Origin of the sequence: Qipengyuania sp. MTN3-11 (genome assembly GCF_042851825.1) — a bacterium.
Lineage (GTDB): Bacteria > Pseudomonadota > Alphaproteobacteria > Sphingomonadales > Sphingomonadaceae > Qipengyuania.
This window is the reverse complement of sequence record NZ_BTGM01000002.1, coordinates 244,741-266,821: the sequence shown is the minus strand read 5'-3', so window position 1 is coordinate 266,821 and position 22,081 is coordinate 244,741. Positions and strand designations below refer to the sequence as shown.

The following is a 22,081-nucleotide window of genomic DNA, read 5'->3' as shown; positions in this document are numbered from 1 at the left end:
ACGGGGCCGGGCTTTCGATGAATTGTGCGCACGTTGCAAGAGCGGCTTTGGGCGGGTAATCGGCGATCGGGGGACATGGCAATGGATCTGGGGGGATTCACCGCTGTCGATTGGTTCGTGCTGGTGCAGCACGAACTGTTTCTTTTCGCCGCCGCCTTTTTCCTGATCGGCGCGGTCGACGAGATCGCGATCGACGCCATCTACCTGTGGTTGCGGATCACGGGCAGGGTGGGGCGCGAAGAACGGCTCGGCCCCTGTATCGAGGGTGCCGCTCTCGCCGGTCCGACGGCGATCTTCATCCCGGCATGGCGCGAATCCCGGGTCATCGGCGTTACCATACGCCACGCGCTGGCAGCCTGGCCCCAGGCGGAGCTGCGCCTCTACGTCGGCTGTTATCGCAACGATCACGAGACGCCGGCCGCGGCTCTGGTCGGTGCCGACGGCGATTCGCGGGTCCGGATCATCCGCCACGATCGGGACGGCCCCACTTGCAAGGCGGACTGTCTGAACCAGCTTTACCAGGCGCTCGAAAGAGACGAGCAACTAGAGGGCTGGTGGGCCCGGATGGTCGTGCTTCACGATGCCGAGGACATGGTCGATCCCGCGGCGCTCAAACTGATGGAGCGCGCACTCGAAGGTGCCGCATTCGTGCAGCTTCCGGTCATGGCATTGCCCCGGCCCGGGTCGCGTTGGATCGGCGGCCATTACACGGACGAATTCGCCGAGGTCCACGGCAAGACGATGGTGGTACGCGACGCGCTGGGAGCGGGGGTCCCCGGAGCCGGCGTCGGGTGTGCGATCGAACGGGATGTCCTGCACCGCTTGTCAGTACGCAATCACGGCGAGCCCTTCGCCGCGGGTTCGCTGACAGAGGATTACGAGCTCGGGCTCGACATCGCCGCGCTGGGCGGGCGGACGCGGTTCGTCCGCGCACATGCCGCCGACGGGCGACTGGTAGCGACAAGGGCCTATTTCCCGTCGAACGTCCACGATGCGGTGCGCCAGAAGACCCGCTGGGTGCATGGCGTCGCCTTGCAGAGCTGGGACCGGCTGGGCTGGCGCGGCGGCTTTCGCGACGTGTGGATGCAGATGCGCGACCGCCGTGGGCCGCTGGCGGCGATGCTGCTCGGTCTGGCTTATGTTCTCGTGATCCTTTCCGGCGCACAGATCGCGCTCGCCGCGATCGGTATCGTGCCCTCGATCCGATTGTCGCCGCTGCTGGAGACGGTACTGTTCCTCAACCTTGCCGCGCTTGCCTGGCGGGCGCTGATGCGGTCCTGCTTCACCGCGCGCGATTTCGGATGGCGGGAGGGCCTGTTCGCCATCCCCCGGACCCTGGTGTCCAATGTTATCGCCATCATTGCCGGACGCCGGGCGATCGCCGCCTACCTGCGAACCCTAATGGGCGAGCCGGTGCGATGGGAAAAGACCGAACATCGCGACCACCCGGCGCTCGCCGAAGCCCCCGCGGCGACCTCGTGAACTCCACGGCCGCCCCCGTCGTTCGCCCCGGGAGGCCATTGCTGTTTCTCTATTTCCTGATCGCGGGATGGGTCGGCATAAGGGTCGCGATCGGCTCTCTCCCCTTCGAGATCGACGATCTGCCCGTGCGTCTGGCCGCGAAGGAAGCGATCTTGCAATCCGAGGTGCCTTACGCCGGAGGCTCGCGGCAAGATGCGAAGCCGCTCTTTTCCGAGCGGGTTGCTCCGACCGGCATTCGGACCACCCGGATCGCGGCTGACAAGGCGAGATCGCTTCTCCCGACAAAGACCTCCCCAGCCTTCGGGTTCGGGATGGGCCCCTGGCTGGATCGGATGGCATCGTCCGGACATGCGGTTGCGGGCTCGCCAGTGAGGCGCTCGTCCGCATCACAGGATGATTTGTGGATGGCAGAGATGGCCGGAGCTCGGGCCTCGTCGGACTTTGCCGCGTCGATGGAGGAACAGCCGTCCGGACTCCCGCTGTCGACCGAACCGCGCCGCGGCATGCAACTGGCCGATCGGCTCAGCGTCGACAGCTGGCTGTTCATCCGCGAGGGCGGCGCCAGCGGAGCAGCGGTGGGCACCGGCGCTCCCTTCGCCAGCTACGGGCGAAGCCAGGCGGGGGCGATCCTCCGCTATCGCCTGGCGCCGGACAGCCGCCTCGAACCGGCCGCCTATCTCCGCGCCGACGGCGCGCTCGCAGGCGAGGGCGAGCGCCAAGGGGCGGTCGGGCTCAGTTTCCGACCGGTCGCCGCATGGCCTTTGCGCGCCCATGCCGAGGCACGGGCCACGCGGCAGGGGGGACGCACCGACGTGCGGCCCGCCGCGTTCGTGACGGCCGGAACCGATGCGGTGGTCCTTCCCGCGGGTTTCGCGGCGCGCGCCTATGCCCAGGCGGGCTATATCGGTGGCCGCTTCTCGAGCGCTTTCGCCGACGGCCGGATCGTTGCCGATCGCGAGATCACGCGTTTCGATCTCGGCGCACTGCGATTGGGCGGGGGGATTTGGGGCGGGGCGCAGCGCGGCGCGCAGCGTCTCGACGCCGGACCCAGTGCTACCCTGTCGGTGGGCATGGGCGCTCTTCCGGCGAATATCTCGCTCGACTACCGTGTTCGGCTTGCCGGGGATGCCGTACCGGGAAGCGGCGCGGCGCTGACCCTTTCACGATCCTTTTAAACCGTCCAAACGGACCGGCGCGCCTTTCAACCGGCTCGCCGCTGCGATAGGGGCGGAGGATGGACGTCTACCTCCCTATCGCGAATCTTGCGGTGAACGGGTTGTGGATCGTCCTGCTCGGTGGTCTGACGGGAATTCTCTCGGGACTGTTCGGGGTCGGCGGAGGGTTTCTCACCACGCCCCTGCTGATCATCTTCTACGGCATCCCGCCCACGGTCGCAGCCGCCAGCGCCTCGACGCAGGTGACGGGCGCCAGCGTCTCGGGCGTCATGGCCCATGCCAAGCGGGCCGGAGTGGATTACCGGATGGGTGCGGTCACCGTGGTCGGCGGGTTGCTGGGATCGGGCATCGGAGCCCTGCTGTTCCGCTTCTTGCGCAGCGTCGGGCAGATCGATGTGGTCATCAACGCGCTCTACGTGCTGCTGCTGGGCTCGATCGGGGCGCTGATGATGCGCGAGGCGGTGCAATCGATCCGCGGCACCGCTCCGGCCCAGGTCCGCCGCCGTCGCCACCATCCGTTGGTCGCCTCGCTCCCCTGGCGGTGGCGGTTCTACCGCTCCGGGCTCTATATCTCGCCGCTGGCACCGCTGATCCTGGGTATCCTGGTCGGCATTCTGACCATGCTGATGGGCGTGGGTGGGGGCTTCATCCTCGTTCCGGCAATGCTCTACGTCCTAGGCATGAGCGCCAATGTCGTTGTCGGCACCAGCCTGTTCACGATCCTCTTCGTCACCATCGTTACCACGATGATGCATTCCCTGACGACCAAGGCGGTGGACATCGTGCTGGTCGCGCTGCTGCTGATCGGCTCGGTCACCGGCGCCCAGATGGGCACCCAGTGGGCGGCCAGGATCAAACCGGAATGGCTGCGGCTGGCCCTTGCATCCATCGTGCTGTTGATAGCCATCCGCATATTCATCGGCTTCTCGATCCGGCCCGACGAAATCTTCACGGTGTCGCCGTTGTGAGAGTGCTGCTGGCCTTGATTTGCGCCCTGACGCTCACGGCCCAGCGCGACCCGGTGCTGGTGCCCGAGGTCAGCCAGCACGAGGTACAGGTCCGCCAGGGCTTCACCGGCACGGAACTGTTGCTGTTCGGCGCGGTGCTCGACCCCGCACAGCGAACCACCGGCCAGCAATACGACGTGATCGTCGTTCTCAAGGGGCCGTCCGAACCGATCCGCCTGCGCGAGAAGGAACGGATCGGAGGGGTCTGGATCAATGCCGACAGCAGTGATTTCCGCTCCGCCCCCTCCTTCTTCGCCGTCGCCAGCACCCGCCCGATAGACGAGATCGTCGACGAGAAGACCGCGGCGATCTACGAATTCGGCACGCGCTACATCCAGCTAAGCCCGAGCGGAGCGATCGATCCCGAGGAACAGGCGCGCTTCGCCGCCGGCCTGGTCGACCTGCGGACCCGGATGGGCCTCTACAAGGAGGATATCGGCGGCGCGACCCTGCGCGAGGACATCCTCTACCAGGCGCGGATTTCGCTGCCGTCGAACGTTTCGACGGGCATCTATACCGCCGAGACATTCGTGGTCACCCGCGGACGGGTGATCGCCTCGGCGATTTCCGAGGTGGAGGTGCGCAAGGTCGGCTTCGAACGGGCCGTGGAATACAACGCCCAGGAAAACTCGCTGCTCTACGGCCTGGCGGCCGTGCTCCTGTCGATCGGCATGGGCTGGGCGGCAAGCCGGTTCTACGCAATGATCTGAGGCGCTTCGGCCCGAAAGACCTTCGGCACCGTTGACCCGATCTTAACCGGCCATCGCCTAATTTCCTCGAACGTCCATGCCGCTTGGCGCGCGGCGGGTGTTTCTGGGGATCCGGCCTTTCATGAGCGAAATGAACCACGACAGCTTCCGCACCTTCGATCCGGCCGGCGAGGACGGCGCGGTGCCACCGCCGCGCCGGTCGCTACGCGAGCGCATACGGCTCGGCGAACCCTCCGAAACACCGCAGCAGCAAGCGAATCCCGATGCGCCACCGGCGGAGGGGATTGTTGGCGGCAATGCCATGCAGCCGATCGGTGTGGTCCTCGAGATCGGCGGTTCGGGTTCGCAGATCGCGATCGACATCCAGCGGCTCAACGAATGTATGGAAGACGAAGATCCGTCCATCGCGCTCGCCGGGCAGGTCGGCAGCCAGATCAAGATCAGGGTCAACAACAACTGGTTGCTCGCCAGTGTTCGCAATCAGAAGCAGGATCGTCGTGCCGAGGGCTCGATCATCACCAATATCGATTTCCTCGGCGAGGGGCAGGAGGAAAAACTCACCGGCAAGCTGCACGGCTTCAAGCGCGGCGTGACCCGCTATCCCGTACCCGGCGCCTGGGTCTATCCCGCCACTACCGCCGATCTCGAGCAGGTCTATGCCAGCGACGGCCGCGATTCGATTACGATTGGCAAGGTCTATCCGACCAAGGACATCCGCGCCGGGCTTTATATCGACGCTTTGCTGGGTAAGCATTTCGCGCTGCTGGGGTCGACCGGCACCGGTAAGTCGACCAGTACCGCGCTCATTCTCCACCGTATCTGCCAGGCTGCGCCAGACGGGCACATCGTCATGATCGACCCGCACGGGGAATATTCGGCGGCGTTCCGCCAGACCGGTGTGATCCTCGACGTTTCCAACCTGCAGATGCCCTATTGGCTGATGAATTTCGAGGAGCATTGCGAGGTACTTCTGAGCTCGTCCGGCAATGACCGGCAGGTCGATGCGGACATTCTCGCCAAATGTCTGCTGAAGGCGCGCGGCAAGAGCAGGCTCGCCAACACGATGGGAAAGATCACGGTCGATTCGCCGGTTCCCTATCTGCTCTCCGACCTGTCGAACGAGCTTCAGGACCAGATGGGCAAGCTCGACAAGGCGACCAATTCGGCGCCCTACATGCGGATCAAGAACAAGCTCGACGAATTGAAGGGCGATCCGCGCTACCAGTTCATGTTTTCGGGCATGCTGGTCGGCGACACCATGGCGGAGTTCATTTCGAAGATCTTCCGTCTTCCCGCCAACGGCAAGCCGATCTCGATCATCGACGTGTCGGGCGTACCGTCCGATATCACTGCCACCGTGGTCGCGGTTCTCAGCCGGCTGGTCTTCGACTTCGCCATCTGGGGGCGCGAGGAAAAGACCGCACCGGTGCTGCTGGTCTGCGAGGAGGCGCATCGCTACGTTCCGAGCGAACAGCATGCGGACGGCAATTCGGTCGGCAAGATCCTCTCGCGAATCGCCAAGGAAGGGCGCAAATACGGCGTCAGCCTCGGCCTCATCACCCAGCGGCCCAGCGATCTGGCCGAAGGCGTGCTGTCGCAATGCGGCACGATCATCTCAATGCGGCTCAACAACGATCGCGACCAGGAATTCGTCCGCGCGGCAATGCCCGAAGGCGCACGCGGCTTCCTCGATTCGATCCCCGCGCTGCGCAACCGCGAATGCATCATCTGCGGCGAGGGCGTGGCGATCCCGATCCGGGTCAATTTCGACACGCTCGAGGAGGCCAAGCGCCCCGCCTCCGACGATCCGAGCTTCCTCGAACTGTGGAGCAATCCCGGCGGCGAGGAGGATGCGGTCGAGCGCATCGTCCAGCGTTGGCGCAGCCAGGGCTAGGTCCCGCGCGTATCCCCGTAAAGGTGGATGTGCAGCCGGTCGCTCATCCGGAAACCGTGTTCGAGACATAGCGGCGCGAGCCATTGCTGGCGGGCGCGCAAGCTGGCGCTGTCCGTGCCTTCGGCCATCAGGAAGATGCGTCCGGCGGGAATGCGATAGCGGGCCCGCAGTGCCAGCACCTCGTCGAGGTCGCCCGCCTCGGCCACCACGAACTTGAAGAAGGCGCGCGGGTCGGTGGCGTAGAAATCGAGCCGTTCTGGCAGAAGCGCGAGTTCGGCCGGATTGCCGCTGTGCGCCAGCTTGGGGCTGACGTTGTACTGATCGATACGGATGTCGAGCCGGGGTGGAGCGACGGTGGTGCCGTTGGTCTCGACCTCGACCGCGATATCCGGCAACAGGTCGAGCAGATCGGCGAGCGCGGGAGCCTGGAGCAGCGGCTCGCCGCCGGTGATCACCAGCCGCGACTGGCCGAATGCCGCAATACGCTCGGCGACCTCCGTCGGATCGAGCGTCACCTGATTGGCCTTGCGCGCGAAAGTCGGCTCGGAGCGATGCGGACGCTCGTCGCCCTCGAAGTGCCAGGTATAGGCCGTGTCGCACCAGACGCAGGCGAGGTTGCAGCGCGAGAGGCGCAGGAACGCGACCGGCACCCCGCTGCTCGGTCCTTCGCCCTGGAGGCTGGCGAAGATTTCCGCATTGCCGCCGGGCGCGTCCGTGGCGAGGACGAGACGGCTCACTCCAGCCGCGCCAGCGCCGCTTCGATCCGCTCGATCTCGGCCTCGTGGTGCGCGTAGTCCGCTCGCGCTTTCTCGACCGCCTCGGGCTTGGCACGCTCGACGAAATTGGGATTGCCGAGCCGCCCGGCGAGCGATTGCGCTTCCTTGCGGCTGGCTTCCAGCGCCTTCTCGAGACGCGCCTTTTCCGCGCCGATGTCGACGATTCCCGCCAGCGGCACGACGATGGTGTCGCCCCCGGCCGCGATCTGCATCGCCGGACCGTCCGGCGCAGCGCCGACATGGACCGGGGTCAACCGCGCCAGCCGCTCGACCGCGGCAGACGCGCGATCGAGTACGCCTTGTGCCACGGCCGAAGGATCGGCGATCCATGCTGCGAGCTTCGCGCCGGGGGCGATGCAGAGCTCGCTCTTGGCGGCGCGGGTGGCGGTGGTGAGGGCGATGACCCAGTCGATCGCGGCGACGGCATCGGCATCGACCTGCGCCTCCGGCTTCGGCCATTCGGCAGTGATCAGCGGATAGTCCGCCCGATTACCCTGTTTCGACCACAGCTCTTCGGTGACGAAAGGCATGAACGGGTGGAGCATGACCAAGATCTGGTCGAGCGCCCAGCCGGCGACTTCGCGGGTCTCCGCCTTCGCCGGGTTTTCGCCCTCGCCAGAGAAGACGGGTTTGATGAGCTCGAGATACCAGTCGCAGAACCGGTCCCAGACGAAATGATAGACGGTGTTCGCCGCCGCATCGAAGCGCAGCTCGGCCATCGCCTCGTCGAGCGAGGCGACGGTCTGCGCGACCTCGCCGATGATCCACTGGTTGGCAGCGAGCCGCGCAGGCGGGGCGGCGATGGTCGTGCTGGCGCCGATACCGTGCGACTGGCAGAAACGGGTCGCATTCCACAGCTTGGTGGCGAAGTTGCGATATCCCTCGACCCGGCTCTCGTCCATCTTGATGTCGCGGCCCTGGCTTTCCATCGCCGCCATGAAGAACCTGAGCGCGTCCGCACCGTAGCGGTCGATCAGGCCCAGCGGGTCGACGACATTGCCCTTGGATTTGGACATCTTCTGTCCGTCGGGCGCGCGCACCAGACCGTGGAGATAGAGCCGCGGCCAGGGGTTCTCGCCGGTCAGATGCCGCCCCATCATCATCATCCGCGCATCCCAGAAGAACAGGATGTCGAAGCCGGAGACCAGCAGCGAGTTGGGATAATGCTTTGCAAAAAGTTCGGTCGTCTCGGGCCAGCCGAGCGTGGCGAAGGGCCAGAGAGCTGAGGAGAACCAGGTGTCGAGGACGTCCTCGTCGCGGGTCAGTGCCACGCCATCGCCCCCCTGGGCCTGTGCCTCTTCCTCGGTCTCCGCGACGAAGACGTTGCCTTGCGCGTCGTACCAGGCCGGGATCCGGTGCCCCCACCATAGCTGGCGGCTGACGCACCAGGGCTGGATGTTCTCCATCCAGTTGAAGAAGGTCTTTTCCCAGCTCTTCGGCACGATCTCGATCGCGCCCGATCGCACCGCTTCGATGGGCTTTTGCGCCAGGGTCTCGGCATCGACGTACCACTGGTCCATCAGCATCGGCTCGATCACGACCCCGCCGCGATCGCCGAACGGCTGGGCGATCGGCTTGTCCTCGACCCCGATCATCAACCCTTCGGCATCGATATCCGCGACCACCTGCTTTCGCGCCTCGTAGCGGTCGAGCCCCCGATACTGGTCCGGCACGAGGTTGAGCGCGTCGATCTCTTCCGCATCCAGCGGCTCGCCTCGGGCTATCGCCATGGCCCGCGCCGCCGCCTCGGCATAGGGCGCGCCGTCGCTGCGCATGGCGGCGGCCTCGTCCATCAGCCGGTACATCGGAATGCCGTTGCGCTGGGCCACGCCGAAGTCGTTCTCGTCATGCGCCCCGGTGATCTTGACCGCGCCGGAACCGAAGTCGGGATCGGGATAATCGTCGGTGATGATCGGGATGAGCCGGCGATGCGCCTTCGGGCCCACCGGGATCTGGCAGAGCTTGCCGACGATCGGGGCATAGCGGGCATCGTCCGGATGGACCGCGACGGCGCCGTCGCCGAGCATGGTCTCGGGCCGCGTGGTGGCGATCGAGATGTAGTCGCGCTCTTCCTCGAGAGTCACATTGCCCTCGGCATCGCGCTCGACATAGGTATAGGTCTCGCCGTCCGCGAGCGGATATTTGAAGTGCCACATGTGCCCGGGCACCTCGCGGCTCTCGACCTCGAGATCGCTGATCGCGGTCTTCAGCTTGGGGTCCCAGTTGACCAGCCGCTTGTCGCGATAGATCAGCCCTTCGCGGTGCAGGTCGACAAAGACCTTCACGACCGCGCGGCTGAAATGCTCGTCCATGGTGAACTGCTCGCGGCTCCAGTCCATCGAGCAGCCGAGACGACGCAGCTGGCGGGTGATCGTGCCGCCGCTCTCCGCTTTCCACTCCCACACCTTGTCCACGAATTGTTCGCGCGTGTAATTGGTGCGCTTGTCCTGCCGTTGTTCCAGCTGACGCTCGACCACCATCTGCGTGGCGATGCCGGCATGATCGGTCCCGACCACCCACAACGCGTCCTTGCCGCGCAGCCGCTCGTAGCGGATGACGATATCCTGCAGCGTGTTGTCGAGCGCGTGGCCGATGTGCAGGCTGCCAGTCACGTTGGGCGGCGGGTTGACGATGGTGAAGGCCTCGGCCTCGGGGCGGTGGGGGCGGAACAGGCCGTTCTCTTCCCAATGCGCGTACCAGCGCTGTTCGATCTCTGCCGGGTCGAAGGTCTTTTGCAGTTCGGAGCTCATGGGCTGGCGCTTTGCCAGCGCCCTTGTCGCGGCGCAACATTGTCGCAAGCCGCTTGTGGCGCGGGCGATGTGCGCATAAACGCCTGTCCCCATGGAGGGCAGGGCCGATTTCGATATTGAGGAGGATGCGGGCGAAGGTGCCGTGCTCTTCCTGAAAGGCCCCTGGCTTGTCGCCACCATCGGCGCGGTCGAGGACGATCTCGCCGCGATCGACCGGCAGATCGCACGGATCGACCTTTCGGGTATCAGCGAGATCGACACGGTCGGGGCATGGATGACCTGCAGCCTCGCAGAGCGCTTCGATGCCGAGGTGACCGGAGCCGGCGAACGCGCCGCGCGACTGGTCAAGGCGGTCGAGGACATGGGCTTCGAGGGTGATATCGCCGCGCCGCGCGCGCCATTGCTGGCACGCGTTGCCGAATCCGCAGGAGAGAAGGTTTACCACGCTGGGACGGGGTTCCGCGGCGTTATCGGCTTCCTGGGAGCGCTGATCGTCGCCTTCGGCAGCGTCATCCGCCACCCCTCGCGCTTTCGCGGCAAGGCGCTGGTGCGTCAGCTCGAGCTCGTCGGCGTTTCCGCGCTGCCGATCGTCGGCTTGATGAGCTTCTTGATCGGCATCGTGATCGCCCAGCAGGGCGCCGTACAGCTCGCCCAGTTCGGGGCCGAGACACTGACCGTGAACCTCGTCGGGCGGATCACTCTGCGCGAACTCGGCGTGCTGATGACCGCGATCATGGTAGCGGGTCGCTCGGGTTCGGCCTTCGCGGCGCAGATCGGCACTATGCGGCTGACCGAAGAGGTCGACGCGATGCGCACAATCGGCATCAATCCGATGGAAGCGCTGGTGGTGCCCCGGGTGCTTTCCGCGATCCTGATGATGCCGCTGTTGGGCTTCTACGCCTCGGCGGTCGCGATCATCGGCGGGGCGGCGATTTCCAGCCTCTATCTCGGCATTCCGTTTCTGAACTTCCTCCAGCGTATCCAGGAAGTGGTGCCGACCTACGATCTGTGGGTCGGGCTGATCAAGGCTCCGGTCTTCGGGCTGATCGTCGCGCTCGCGGGGTGCTATCATGGCATGCAGGTCAAGGGGAATTCGGAAGAGGTCGGCCTGCGCACCACCATGGCGGTGGTCACCGGCATTTTCGCGGTGATCGTGCTCGACGCCTTCTTCGCCGTGTTCTTCACCAACGTCGGGTGGGCGTGATGGCGCTGGACGAACACGACCGCGAACTCGGTCGACACCAGCGCTTTCGCGGCGAATTTCCGCTGGAAGTGGAAGGGCTGGTCAACCGCTTCGGCGACCAGACCATCCACGACGGGCTCGACCTCAAGGTCAGGCGCGGGGAAATCCTCGGCGTGGTCGGCGGCTCGGGCACCGGCAAGTCGGTTCTGATGCGTTCGATCATCGGGCTGCAGATCCCCGACGAAGGGCATATCGAGGTCTTCGGTCGCTCGATCACCGACGCCGATCCCGATGAGGTACTGGGCATTCGCGATCGCTGGGGGGTCCTCTTCCAGGGCGGAGCGCTGTTCTCGACCCTGACGGTGGGCGAGAACGTCGAGGTACCGCTCAAGCAATTCTTCCCCGAGCTTTCCGACGATCTGCGGCACGATATCGCCCGCTACAAGGTCAAGCTCTCCGGCCTGCCGGAAGAAGCGGTGAACAAATACCCTGCCGAGCTTTCGGGGGGCATGAAGAAGCGCGCCGGGCTCGCCAGGGCACTCGCGCTCGACCCCGAGCTGCTGTTCCTCGACGAGCCCACCGCCGGGCTCGATCCAATCGGTGCCGCGGCCTTCGACCAGCTCACACTCGAGCTCAAGAAGACGCTTGGCCTCACCGTGTTCCTGATCACGCACGATCTCGATACGCTGCACGAGATCTGCGACCGCGTTGCGGTGCTCGCCGACAAGCGGGTGATCGCGGTCGACACGGTGCCCAATTTGATGGAGCTCGACCATCCCTGGATACAGGAATATTTCAACGGTCCGCGCGGCCGCGCCGCGCTGACCGCGCAGGCGCTCGACGAATTGCGCAAGCACATGGACATGCCCGTCGCCGCGCGAACCGTCAAAGCGTTGGACAAAAACCCGGCTCCGAAGGCATAGAGGGAAGCGAATGGAAACGCGCGCAAATCATGTCTGGGTGGGGGTGGTCTCGCTGGTCCTGCTCGCCGCGCTGGCCGCCTTCGTCGTCTGGCTCGCCCGGCTGGGCGAGGGCGACCAGAAGGAATACGACGTCTTCTTCCAGCAATCGGTATCGGGCCTCGCCAACGGCAGCCAGGTGTCCTTCGCGGGCGTGCCGGTGGGGCAGGTCAGCCAGATCCGCCTGTGGGAGAGGGATCCCGAATTCGTCCGCGTGCGGATCAAGGTGCGCGAGGAGGTGCCGATCCTGATCGGCACCACCGCGACCATCCAGTCGAGCTTCACCGGCGTTTCCACCATCCTGCTCGATGGCGCGCGCCGCGGCCGTCCGCCGATTACCTGCGAAACCACCGCCTGCACCGAAGGCGTGCCGATCATCCCGCCCAAGGCCGGTGGCTTCGGAGAGATCCTCGCCAACGCACCGCTGCTGCTCGAACGGCTGGCGACGCTGACCGAACGGCTGACCATGCTGCTCGACGATCGCAATCAGGAACAGCTTTCGGGCATCCTCGCCAACACCAACCGCGCAACCGCCGAGCTCGCCAACGCCGCGCCGCAGGTCGAACGGACGATGGCGGAACTGCAGGTCACTTTGCGCGAGGCCAGCGAGACGCTCGACCAGTTCGAAAAGGTCACGGCCTCCACCGACCGGATCCTGAACCAGGAGGGCGCCCAGATCGCTCAGCAATTGCGCGCCACGCTGACCTCGGCCAGCGGTGCCGCCGAAGCGCTGGAACAGACCCTCGAAGAAGCGCGGCCTGCCACCAAGCAGTTGACCGAAAGCACCCTGCCGGCGGCGGAAGCAACTCTGCGCGACCTGCGCGCGACCAGCAAGGCGCTGCGCCAGGTCACCGAGCAGATCGAAAGCGAAGGCGTGGGATCGCTCGTCGGCGGGCCCAAGCTTCCCGATTACGAACCGTGAGGTCCCCGATGAAGCCATTCCGCTTTTTGCCGGCGCTTGCAGCCGCCGCCCTGCTGTCCGGTTGCGTCAGCTTCGGCGAGGATCCGCCCGAGAGCCTGTTGACGCTGACGCCCACGGCGATGGCCACTTCCGGGGTGGGTGCCACCGGGACACCCGACAGCGCCATCGCGCTGGTCGAATTCGGGGCCCCGCAACGGCTCGACGTCACGCGTGTCCCGGTCCAGGTAACCGACAGCACCGTCGCCTATGTCCAGGATGCGGTGTGGGTGGAAAAACCCGCGCGGCTGTTCCGCCGACTCATCGCCGAGACGATCCGCGTGCGCTCGGGCCGCCTGGTGATCGACGGCGACGATCCCGGCGTCATGGCCGCCACTCGGCTGCACGGAACGCTGCGCGATTTCGGCTACGATGCCCGAACCGGCGATGTGGTGGTGGCGATCGACATGGCCCGCAGCGGCGAGAGCGCGCAGGTCACGACGCGGCGCTTCGAGGCGCGGGTCCCAGGCGTGCTGCCGGAAGCCGGCCCGGTCGGCGTGGCGCTCAACCAGGCAGCGAACGAAGTCGCCGGCGAGATCGCCGCGTGGGCCGCCGGATAGGTTAGGCCCGCGCCGCGCGCGCGAATTCCAGCGCCGAGAGAAAAGCAGTTCTGCGCTCGCTCCGCCGCGCCGCGGCTTCCACGTCCACGCCCCAGCGCTCGGTCTGCCAGTCTTCCTCGAGATTGGCCGCATCCCACAGCGCTTCGCCGTCGGCATCGGGTTCCAGCGCCGCGAGACCGATGCACAGCGAGGCCGAGAGCGACGTGAGAGTTTCCAGCGCGGCCATCCTGAACGGGTCCGGTCGCTCTATCCTTTTGCGAAGCGCGGCGAGCGTCTCCGCCGAGGGCGCGCGGGGCACGACACCGCTGACCCGTTCCATGCGGATGCCCTCGCGCGCTTCCAGCGCGGTCACCAGCGGTTCCCATACCTCTTGTTGCCGCCGCCAGAGGGGCTCTTCGGGATCGGCGCGATAGCACAGCGTGTCTGTTTCGGCATAGGCAAGCAGCTTGTCGATCACGCCGTTGCGGTCGGCGGCAACGACATCGATCGCATAATCGGCCATGTCGCGATGGGGCAGACTGCGGGGGTCGATCTCGTCTGCCTGTCCGCGCCATTCGCCCGCGAGCAATTCCGCCAATATCCTGGTCGGAACCACTTGAGGCTTCCTGCCCTGGGTCAACACTACACGATGGTCGAGCGCGACCGACCACCCGCCGTCGACTTCGCGCACTGTCACGTTATCGTAGAAGCGTTTCATTTCTTTCCTGTTTTCCAGCGTCGGGCCAATTGGCGCGGAATAAGGAAGAACCCGGCCGCACCCGCGACCAGCAAAATCCCGCCCAGCAGCGGATCGTCGCCGACCCTTTCCGCATAGAGCGCCGCACCGGCCAGTACCACCAGGAGGCACCACAGCCTCATAACTTGGATCAGGGCGAAGCGCCGAAAGGCCGGATCCCGCTCAGCCACGGATCATCTCCTCTAGCTCTTCCATGGTTTCGGCGACCGCTTCCGCCCCGGCATCGCGCAGTTCGTCCGGCTCGTGATAGCCCCAGGCGACTCCGATCGCGCGCACTCCGGCCGCGCGGGCCATGGCGATGTCGAACACCGTGTCGCCGACCATGACCGCCTCTCCGGGGCTCGCCCCCGCTTCGAACAGCGCCGCTTCGAGCATCGCGGGATCGGGTTTCGAGGGGTGACGGTCCGCGGTCTGGAGCGAGATGAAATAATCGGCAATCCCGTGGGTGGCGAGGCATGCGGCGAGGCCGCGGTCGCTCTTGCCGGTGGCCACCGCCAGGAGCCACCCTTCGGCATGGAGCCGTTCGAGCAGCGCCGCCATGCCGTCGAACAGCGGCTCGCGCAGTCGGCCTTCGCTGCGGGCAGCGAAGAAACTGTCCTTGTAACCCTGCACCGCCACCGCGCGCCGATCCTCGCTGGCATCGGGAGCGAGCCGCAGCAACGCCTGGGGAAGGCTCAACCCGACCATGCGGCGGATCGTGTTGCGGTCGGGAGCTGCCAGTTCGGCACAGGCGAAGCCGGCCTCCATCGCCTCGCAGATCGCCGCCTGCCCGTCGACCAGCGTGCCGTCGCAATCGAAGATCGCCAGGCGCGTCAGGACGCCACCAGCCGCATGAGCTGGGCGAGGGCGGGTGATCCGCTGGCCTCCTGGCCGGTGGCGATGGCCTCGCGCACAGCGGCGGGCTGCTTTTGCGAGAGTTTCAGCGTCGGCCGCCAGGCGAGCACTTCCATTTCGAACCCGACGATCCCCGACAGGAGCTTGCGCCAGGTCTCGCGCGAACTTTCCTCAGCCCGCCAGGGCTCGCCGGAAAGCCGCTCCTCGTTCCGCTCGATCAGCCGGTGCAGCAATGCTTCCAGCCCTTCCTCGGCCATCTTCCGCACCCGCCCCTCAAGCTCCAGCGCGACGTAGTCCCAGGTGGGTACGGTATCGCGATCCTCGTACCAGCGGGGCGAGACATAGGCATCGGGTCCGTTCACCACCGCCAGCGCGTTCGCGCCGTCGAGATGCCGCGTCAGCGCATTGCCGCGCGACAGGTGGAAATGGATGGCGCCGTCGCCGGTCGAGACGATCGGGGTGTGCGCCACCCGCGGGCCGTCGGGGGTGGTGAGGAAGATCATCCCGAAGCCGATCTGGTCGATCAGCGCTTCGAGCAGCGCGCGGTCCTCGCTCCGGAAGGCGGAGTTTGGATGCATCAGCGCTTCTTGCCGGGCTGGCCCGGTTTCGAGGTCGCCCGGCTGCGGCGTTCGCCCCGGCGCGCCTTGCGATACTGCTTCGCGTGCTGGCGGGCCGCCTGCTTCTTCTCCGCGCGGCTGCGCTCGGGTGCCTCCTCGGGCGTGGGGCTGGCATCGGAGAGGCCCGGATCGAAGCCGAGCTGCTCCATGCTCGCCGCGAAATGCTCGGGCAGGTCTGCGGTCGCGTCGATCTTTTCGCCCCGCCCATTCTCGTCCTTGGGGCCGGAAATGATCAGCCGGCGGGCGTGGAGGTGCATCTTGCGGCTGATGCTGCCGGTGAGGAAGGCGTCCTGCCCGCCATACTTGCCATCGCCGACGATCGGGTTGCCCATCGCCGCGCAGTGGACCCGCAGCTGGTGGGTGCGCCCGGTTAGCGGCTCCAGCTCGAGCCAGGCGGCCCGATTCCCGGCGCGCTCGATGACGCGGTAGCGGGTCTTCGCCGGCTGGCCGCCGTCGGGATCGACATGCATCTTCTCGCCGCCGGTGCCCGGCTGCTTGGCAAGAGCGGCGTCGATCACCCCTTCCGAGACCTCGGGCACGCCGATCACAAGCGCCCAGTAGATCTTCTTGGCGCTGCGCCCGGCGAAACGCTTGGAATAGGATGCCGCGCTTCCCGGTGTGCGGGCGACCAGCAGCACGCCCGACGTATCCTTGTCGAGCCGGTGGACCAGCCGCGGCCGCGGCGCGTCGCCTTCGACATAGGCATCGAGCAGTCCGTCGACATGCCTGGTCGTCTTGGTTCCTCCCTGCGTCGCCAATCCGGGGGGCTTGTTGAGAACGATCGCCGATTTCGTGCGCAGGATCACGAGGTCCTCGGCGAGCGCGCGTTCCTGGGCAGAAAGCTCGCGTTGCTTGCGCTCCTGCCGGTGGGACGAGGCACCCCCGGGGGGCACGCGCAGCTCCTGCCCTTGGCGCAGGCGGTCGTCGGGCTTCGCGCGCCCGCCGTCGACCCGGATCTGCCCGGTGCGCGCCCATTTCGACACCGTGCCGAAACCGATCTGCGGCAGGTGGCGCTTGAACCAGCGATCGAGGCGGATGCCGTCGTCGTCGACCTCGACCGTGAACAGGCGGACTTCGTCGGACGGCGTCATGCCACCACCCGCATGGCCCAGAGGCCGAAGATCAGCCCGCTGATGCCGAGCGCGAAGGAGAGGAAGGCATAGAGCCCGGCGATCGTGTACTGCCCCCGCTCGATCAACAGAACCATCTCGAGGCTGAAGGCGGAAAAGGTCGTGAAGCCGCCCAGCAGGCCGACCCCGATCAGCAGGCGGAGTTGGTCGCCACCCTCGCCGGCATGGCGGGCCAGCCACCCGGCGAGCAGGCCCATCAGCAGACTGCCGAGCGCATTGACCGCCAGCGTCGCCCAGGGGAAGATGCCCATGGCCGGCGCGCCCAGCCACGCGGTCATCGATCTGCCGGCCTGATAGCGCAGCGCAGCGCCGAAGGCACCGCCGATGGCGACGTTGATCGTGGCGGCAAGGGGGGACAGGCTCGACATCTGCGGGGGCCTTAGCGGTCTCGCCCGCCGGTTGGAAGCCGCACCGCGCCATGCCCTTGGCACTTGCCTCGATCAGCTCTTCGGACTATGTGCGCGCCATTCGAGCCGGTCCGGAACGGATTCGGCGCGCTTTTCGTTAATACGACGGAACCGTTTTCAAGGAGGCAAAACCCGCGGCGCGGGCTCTGGCCCGCTTAGTGAGGTGTTGGAATTTATGCAGATCATCGTTCGCGATAACAATGTCGACCAAGCCCTGCGCGCGCTCAAGAAGAAGCTGCAGCGCGAAGGTGTCTATCGCGAGATGAAGCTGCGCCGCCATTACGAAAAGCCGAGCGAGAAGCGTGCACGCGAGAAGGCTGCCGCCGTCCGCCGCGCTCGCAAGCTCGAGCGCAAGCGCATGGAGCGCGACGGTTCGAAGTAAGTCGCGCTTGATGCGACACGACAGCTAAGCCATGAGGGCGCGGACGAAAACTCCGCGCCCTTTTGCGTATCAGGACCCAACCCAATGACCGAAGTGACCCGCGTCCCGCTCCAGCCCATCGCCAAGGGCTCGCTGACCAAATTGTGGCTGGGCGTGATCGTTCTCGTCCTGCTCGGCGCCGGGCTCGCCTGGGCTGCGGTGCCCAAGGGTGTCGAGGTCGAAACGCTGGTCGAGGGCACCGGGCCGAGCCCGCAGGCAACCGACGTCGCTTTCGTCCGCTATGTCGGCATGCTGCCGGACGGCACGGTGTTCGACCAGTCTCAGGACATTCCGCTTCCAGTCGAGGGCATTTTCCCGGAGGGAAATCCCCTGCCGCTCGACCGCATGGTCCCCGGCTTTACCGAGGGCGCGACCCAGATGCGCGAGGGCGGGAAGTACCGCCTGACTATCCCCGCCGCGATGGGTTATGGCGAGGAAGGCCGGCAGGATCAGATGGGCAACGACGTGATTCCGCCCAACTCCGACCTGGTGTTCGAGGTCGAGATGATCGAGTTCATGAGCGCCGAGGAGTTCCAGCAGAAGCTCCAGACGCTGCAGCAGGCGATGCAGATGCAGCAGAACCTTGGTGGCCAGGGCGGCGCGCCGGGCACCGGGGCACCTCCTCCCGGCGCGGTCGTTCCGCCGCCCGTTCCGGTCCAGTAGGTTTGGCGCCGAGGCCGCTTGATGGCGCGCGCGCGCGCGGCTAGTGCGCGGCCATGTCAGTTACCCGTGAAGAAGTGGCCAGGATCGCCAGCCTCGCGCGCATCCGCACGCGCGACGAGGAGCTCGATCGCATGGTCCCCGAACTCAACAACATCCTCGCCTGGGTCGAGCAGCTCGGCGAGGTCGATGTTACCGGCGTCGAGCCGATGACGGCGGTGATTCCCAACACCCTGCGTCTGCGCGCCGACGAGGTCGACGCCATTCCGGAGACCGCGGGTGGCCGGCGCGAGGACATTCTCGCCAACGCGCCCGCTGCCGAACACGGCTTCTTCGGCGTGCCCAAGGTGATCGAATGAGCGATCTGACCCAGCTCGGCGTCAAACCGATCCGCGACGGGGTCGCATCGGGCGAATTCACCGCGCGCGAAGTGGCCGAGGCGTTCAACGCGGCAGTCGCGGACGCGGCCGAACTCAACGCCTTCATCGTCACCACCCCCGACCATGCGCTCGCCGCCGCCGACGCGGTCGACGCGCAACGCGCGAAGGGCGAGCAACTCGGCGCAATGGGCGGGGTGCCCATCGGCATGAAGGACCTGTTCTGCACCGACGGCGTCCAGACCACCGCCGCCAGCCACATCCTCGAAGGTTTCGTGCCGCGCTACGAGAGCACGGTTTCGGGCAAGCTGTGGAATGCCGGCGCGGGCATGCTCGGCAAGCTCAATCTCGACCAGTTCGCCATGGGTTCGTCGAACGAGACCAGCCATTTCGGCAACGTCGTCTCGCCCTGGCGCAGGGCGGGCGGCGCCAACACCGACATGTCGCCGGGCGGCTCTTCGGGCGGTTCCTCCGCCGCGGTCGCCGCGCGGATCGCTCCGGCCGCCACCGGCACCGACACCGGCGGCTCGATCCGCCAGCCCTCGGCGTTCGCCGGAATCACCGGGATCAAGCCCACCTATGGCCGGTGCAGCCGCTGGGGCGTGGTCGCCTTCGCCAGCAGCCTCGACCAGGCCGGGCCGATGGCCCGCAGCGTCGAGGATTGCGCGATCATGCTCGGCGCGATGGCGGGGTTCGATCCCAAGGACGCGACCAGCCTCGAGATGGACGTGCCCGACTGGGAAGCCGCGCTCGACGCCGATCTCAAGGGCAAGCGCATCGGCATCCCGCGCGAATACCGGATGGACGGCACCGACCAGGCGATCCTCGCCAGTTGGGAGCGCGGCAAGGAATGGCTGCGCGACGCGGGCGCGGAGATCGTCGACATCTCGCTGCCGCATACGAAATACGCGTTGCCCGCCTATTACATCATCGCGCCGGCCGAGGCCTCGTCCAACCTCGCGCGCTACGACGGCGTGCGTTACGGCTTGCGCGATCTGCCCGACGGGGCCGGCCTCCAGGACATGTATGCCGCCACGCGCGAGGACGGCTTCGGGGACGAGGTCAAGCGCCGCGTGTTGATCGGCACCTACGTGCTGAGCGCCGGCTTCTACGACGCCTATTATACGCAGGCGCAAAAGGTCCGCGCTCTGGTGGCGAAGGATTTCGAGGCCGCCTGGGCGCATTGCGATGCGATCCTCGCCCCGACCACGCCGACCGCCAGCTTCCCGCTGGGCGAGAACAGCGACGATCCGCTGGCCATGTACCTCAACGACGTCTTCGCCGTCCCTGCTTCGCTTGCTGGTCTGCCCGCGATGAGCGTGCCCGCCATGCTCAACCCCGACGGCCTGCCGCTCGGCCTCCAGATCATCGGCAAGCCCTTCGACGAGCAGGGCGTGCTGAACGCCGGCCTCGCGATCGAGCAGCGCGCCGGGTTTGCGGCGCAACCGGAGAAATGGTGGTGAGCGAATACCGCATCAAAGGCACGACCGGCGAATGGGAGGTCGTGATCGGCCTCGAGGTTCACGCGCAGGTGACGAGCAAGGCCAAGCTGTTCTCCGGCGCCTCCACCGCGTTCGGGGCGGAGCCGAACTCGCAGGTCAGCCTCGTCGATGCGGCCATGCCCGGCATGCTGCCGGTGCCCAACCGCGAATGCATTCGCCAGGCGGTGCGCACGGGCATGGCGATCGAGGCCGAGATCAACGCCTGGAGCCGCTTCGACCGCAAGAATTATTTCTACGCCGATCTTCCGCAGGGCTACCAGATTTCGCAGCTCTATCATCCGCTTGTCGGCGAGGGTTCGCTGACGATCGAGGCGGACGAGAAGGCGGGCATACCCGAAGACAAGGTCATCGGCATCGAGCGGATCCATGTCGAACAGGACGCCGGCAAGCTGATGCACGACCAGCACCCGACGATGAGCTACGTCGATCTCAACCGCAGCGGGGTTGCGCTGATGGAGATCGTCAGCCGCCCGGACATGCGTTCGCCCGCCGAAGCAGGTGCTTACGTGCGCAAGCTGCGGTCGATCCTGCGCTACGTCGGATCGTGCGACGGGAACATGGAAGAAGGCTCGATGCGCGCCGACGTGAACGTCAGCGTGCGCAAGCCGGGCGACGAATTCGGCACGCGCACCGAAACGAAGAACGTCAATTCCGTGCGTTTCGTCATGCAGGTCATCGAATACGAGGCGAACCGCCAGGTCGAGGTGCTCGAGAACGGCGGCACGGTCGACCAGGAAACCCGCCTGTTCGACGTCGCGAGCGGCACCACGCGGACCATGCGCTCCAAGGAAGACGCGCACGACTATCGCTATTTCCCCGATCCCGACCTGCTGCCGCTCGAACTCGACGAGGACTTCCTCGCCGAATGCCGCGCCAGCCTGCCGGAGCTGCCCGACGCCAAGCGCACGCGTTACGAAACCGAACTCGGCCTGACGCCCTACAACGCCCGCGAACTGACCGCCGAGGTCGAGACCTTCGCGCGTTTCGAGACGCTTCTGGCCGAAACCGCCGCTGCGACGGGCAGACCCGAGAAGGACGTCGCCACCCCGGTCGCCAACTGGGCGCTCTCGGTCGCGCCGGGGGTGATGAAATCGTTGGGCGAGGAGGCCAACCCCTCCAACGCCACGGCCAAGGCGCAGGCCCGCATCCTCGCCATGCAGGACAAGGGCGAGATTTCCGGCGGCCAGGCCAAGGAAATCTACGAGATCGTGCTGCGCGACGGCGGCGACCCCGAAGCCATCGCCGACGAAAAGGGTCTGAAGCAGGTCAGCGACACCGGCGCGATCGAGGAGGCGATCGACGCCATCATCGCCGCGAACCAGGACAAGGTCGCCGAATATCGCGGCGGCAAGGACAAGCTGTTCGGCTTCTTCGTCGGTCAGACGATGAAGGCGATGCAGGGCAAGGCCAATCCCGCGGTGGTGAACCAGATCCTGAAGGACAAGCTCGACGGCTGATCCGCGCGCGATGACCGCCATCGTCCTTGTCCAGCCCGAGATACCCGGCAACACCGGCGCGGTGGGGCGAACCTGCGTGGCGCTGGATATGGAGCTGGTGCTGATCCATCCGCTCGGCTTCGTCATCACGGACACGCGGCTCAAGCGTTCCGGTCTCGACTACTGGCAGCATATCCGGCTGGCCGAATTCCGCAGCTGGCAGGCCTTTCTGGATAAGCGGCGGCCGCGCCCCGACCAGCTGTTCCTGTTCGAGGAATTTGCGGGCCGCAGCTTCTACGAGCCCGATTATCCCGACGATGCCTATCTCGTCTTCGGGCGCGAGACCAAGGGCATTCCGGAGCGGATCGTCGCCGACCATCGCGCAAGCCTCGTCGGCCTCCCGATGCTCTCGGACAAGGTGCGCTCGCTCAATCTGGCCAACACGGTCAGCGCCGCCGCCTATCAGGCGATGCGGGGCCAGTTGACGCGCTGACCGGTCTGCGATCC

The 22,081-nt window shown here is 66.4% G+C and carries 23 protein-coding genes; 15 read left to right on the top strand and 8 right to left on the bottom strand.

Features of this window, described 5'->3' with window-relative positions:
* Positions 1-81: 81 nt before the first annotated feature.
* The 5 genes from ACGHN1_RS08530 to ACGHN1_RS08510 all read left to right on the top strand — a co-directional run bounded on the left by ACGHN1_RS08530 (position 82) and on the right by ACGHN1_RS08510 (position 6,268).
* Positions 82-1,482, top strand: a complete 1,401-nt coding sequence (locus ACGHN1_RS08530) for a glycosyl transferase family protein (RefSeq protein WP_390550303.1) — start codon at positions 82-84, stop codon at positions 1,480-1,482.
* A 404-nt stretch (positions 1,483-1,886) separates the two neighbouring features.
* Complete coding sequence (locus ACGHN1_RS08525) at positions 1,887-2,657, top strand: hypothetical protein (RefSeq protein ID WP_390550301.1); 771 nt, start codon at positions 1,887-1,889, stop codon at positions 2,655-2,657.
* Between the two features lie 59 nt (positions 2,658-2,716).
* Positions 2,717-3,625, top strand: coding sequence for a sulfite exporter TauE/SafE family protein (locus ACGHN1_RS08520; RefSeq protein ID WP_390550299.1), 909 nt, complete (start codon positions 2,717-2,719; stop codon positions 3,623-3,625).
* On the top strand, positions 3,622-4,374 hold the full coding sequence (locus ACGHN1_RS08515; protein WP_390550297.1) for a TIGR02186 family protein: 753 nt from the start codon (positions 3,622-3,624) through the stop codon (positions 4,372-4,374). Before ACGHN1_RS08520 ends, ACGHN1_RS08515 begins: the two co-directional genes overlap by 4 nt.
* Before the next feature lie 301 nt (positions 4,375-4,675).
* A complete protein-coding gene (locus tag ACGHN1_RS08510; protein ID WP_390550909.1) occupies positions 4,676-6,268 on the top strand; it encodes an ATP-binding protein in 1,593 nt (530 codons plus the stop codon).
* On the opposite strand, the gene ACGHN1_RS08505 is transcribed toward ACGHN1_RS08510, so the two are convergent.
* Positions 6,265-7,005, bottom strand: coding sequence for a 7-carboxy-7-deazaguanine synthase QueE (locus ACGHN1_RS08505; RefSeq protein WP_390550295.1), 741 nt, complete (start codon positions 7,003-7,005; stop codon positions 6,265-6,267). The genes ACGHN1_RS08510 and ACGHN1_RS08505 overlap by 4 nt on opposite strands.
* Entirely contained in the window at positions 7,002-9,794 is a 2,793-nt protein-coding gene (locus ACGHN1_RS08500) for a valine--tRNA ligase (RefSeq protein ID WP_390550293.1), read from the bottom strand. Before ACGHN1_RS08500 ends, ACGHN1_RS08505 begins: the two co-directional genes overlap by 4 nt.
* A gap of 91 nt (positions 9,795-9,885) precedes the next feature.
* On the opposite strand from ACGHN1_RS08500, the gene ACGHN1_RS08495 reads away from it, so the two are divergent.
* From ACGHN1_RS08495 to ACGHN1_RS08480, 4 genes are read left to right on the top strand one after another with little or no spacing between them, the layout of a single operon-like run.
* Positions 9,886-10,998, top strand: a complete 1,113-nt coding sequence (locus ACGHN1_RS08495; RefSeq protein WP_390550291.1) for an MlaE family ABC transporter permease — start codon at positions 9,886-9,888, stop codon at positions 10,996-10,998.
* Positions 10,998-11,900, top strand: a complete 903-nt coding sequence (locus ACGHN1_RS08490; RefSeq protein ID WP_390550289.1) for an ABC transporter ATP-binding protein — start codon at positions 10,998-11,000, stop codon at positions 11,898-11,900. Before ACGHN1_RS08495 ends, ACGHN1_RS08490 begins: the two co-directional genes overlap by 1 nt.
* 10 nt (positions 11,901-11,910) lie before the next feature.
* On the top strand, positions 11,911-12,858 hold the full coding sequence (locus tag ACGHN1_RS08485) for an MlaD family protein (RefSeq protein ID WP_390550287.1): 948 nt from the start codon (positions 11,911-11,913) through the stop codon (positions 12,856-12,858).
* Between the two features lie 8 nt (positions 12,859-12,866).
* Positions 12,867-13,454, top strand: coding sequence for an ABC-type transport auxiliary lipoprotein family protein (locus ACGHN1_RS08480; RefSeq protein WP_390550286.1), 588 nt, complete (start codon positions 12,867-12,869; stop codon positions 13,452-13,454).
* 1 nt (position 13,455) lies between these two features.
* Here the strand turns inward: ACGHN1_RS08480 and ACGHN1_RS08475 are convergent, their stop codons facing one another.
* The 6 genes from ACGHN1_RS08475 to crcB are packed head-to-tail and all read right to left on the bottom strand — an operon-like array spanning position 13,456 to position 17,139.
* The gene (locus tag ACGHN1_RS08475; RefSeq protein ID WP_390550285.1) at positions 13,456-14,151 is read right to left on the bottom strand and encodes an ATP12 family chaperone protein; all 696 of its coding nucleotides are present in this window, start codon (positions 14,149-14,151) and stop codon (positions 13,456-13,458) included.
* Positions 14,148-14,360, bottom strand: coding sequence for a hypothetical protein (locus ACGHN1_RS08470; RefSeq protein WP_390550283.1), 213 nt, complete (start codon positions 14,358-14,360; stop codon positions 14,148-14,150). The genes ACGHN1_RS08475 and ACGHN1_RS08470 overlap by 4 nt, the downstream gene beginning before the upstream one ends.
* On the bottom strand, positions 14,353-15,006 hold the full coding sequence (locus ACGHN1_RS08465; protein WP_390550908.1) for an HAD-IA family hydrolase: 654 nt from the start codon (positions 15,004-15,006) through the stop codon (positions 14,353-14,355). Before ACGHN1_RS08465 ends, ACGHN1_RS08470 begins: the two co-directional genes overlap by 8 nt.
* On the bottom strand, positions 15,003-15,602 hold the full coding sequence (locus tag ACGHN1_RS08460; RefSeq protein WP_390550281.1) for an FMN-binding negative transcriptional regulator: 600 nt from the start codon (positions 15,600-15,602) through the stop codon (positions 15,003-15,005). The genes ACGHN1_RS08465 and ACGHN1_RS08460 overlap by 4 nt, the downstream gene beginning before the upstream one ends.
* Positions 15,602-16,732 (bottom strand): RluA family pseudouridine synthase, encoded by a 1,131-nt coding sequence (locus tag ACGHN1_RS08455; RefSeq protein WP_390550279.1) that lies wholly within the window; start codon positions 16,730-16,732, stop codon positions 15,602-15,604. Before ACGHN1_RS08455 ends, ACGHN1_RS08460 begins: the two co-directional genes overlap by 1 nt.
* Positions 16,729-17,139, bottom strand: a complete 411-nt coding sequence (gene crcB, locus ACGHN1_RS08450) for a fluoride efflux transporter CrcB (RefSeq protein ID WP_390550277.1) — start codon at positions 17,137-17,139, stop codon at positions 16,729-16,731. Before crcB ends, ACGHN1_RS08455 begins: the two co-directional genes overlap by 4 nt.
* A 214-nt stretch (positions 17,140-17,353) precedes the next feature.
* On the opposite strand from crcB, the gene rpsU reads away from it, so the two are divergent.
* The 6 genes from rpsU to ACGHN1_RS08420 all read left to right on the top strand — a co-directional run bounded on the left by rpsU (position 17,354) and on the right by ACGHN1_RS08420 (position 22,067).
* The gene (gene rpsU / locus ACGHN1_RS08445; RefSeq protein WP_273677232.1) at positions 17,354-17,560 is read left to right on the top strand and encodes a 30S ribosomal protein S21; all 207 of its coding nucleotides are present in this window, start codon (positions 17,354-17,356) and stop codon (positions 17,558-17,560) included.
* 84 nt (positions 17,561-17,644) lie between these two features.
* Entirely contained in the window at positions 17,645-18,262 is a 618-nt protein-coding gene (locus ACGHN1_RS08440) for an FKBP-type peptidyl-prolyl cis-trans isomerase (RefSeq protein WP_390550275.1), read from the top strand.
* A gap of 53 nt (positions 18,263-18,315) precedes the next feature.
* Positions 18,316-18,618 (top strand): Asp-tRNA(Asn)/Glu-tRNA(Gln) amidotransferase subunit GatC, encoded by a 303-nt coding sequence (gene gatC / locus ACGHN1_RS08435; RefSeq protein ID WP_390550273.1) that lies wholly within the window; start codon positions 18,316-18,318, stop codon positions 18,616-18,618.
* Entirely contained in the window at positions 18,615-20,099 is a 1,485-nt protein-coding gene (gene gatA / locus ACGHN1_RS08430; protein WP_390550271.1) for an Asp-tRNA(Asn)/Glu-tRNA(Gln) amidotransferase subunit GatA, read from the top strand. Before gatC ends, gatA begins: the two co-directional genes overlap by 4 nt.
* A complete protein-coding gene (gene gatB / locus ACGHN1_RS08425; RefSeq protein ID WP_390550269.1) occupies positions 20,090-21,595 on the top strand; it encodes an Asp-tRNA(Asn)/Glu-tRNA(Gln) amidotransferase subunit GatB in 1,506 nt (501 codons plus the stop codon). Before gatA ends, gatB begins: the two co-directional genes overlap by 10 nt.
* A gap of 10 nt (positions 21,596-21,605) precedes the next feature.
* The gene (locus tag ACGHN1_RS08420; protein ID WP_390550267.1) at positions 21,606-22,067 is read left to right on the top strand and encodes a tRNA (cytidine(34)-2'-O)-methyltransferase; all 462 of its coding nucleotides are present in this window, start codon (positions 21,606-21,608) and stop codon (positions 22,065-22,067) included.
* The last annotated feature ends 14 nt before the right edge of the window (positions 22,068-22,081 follow it).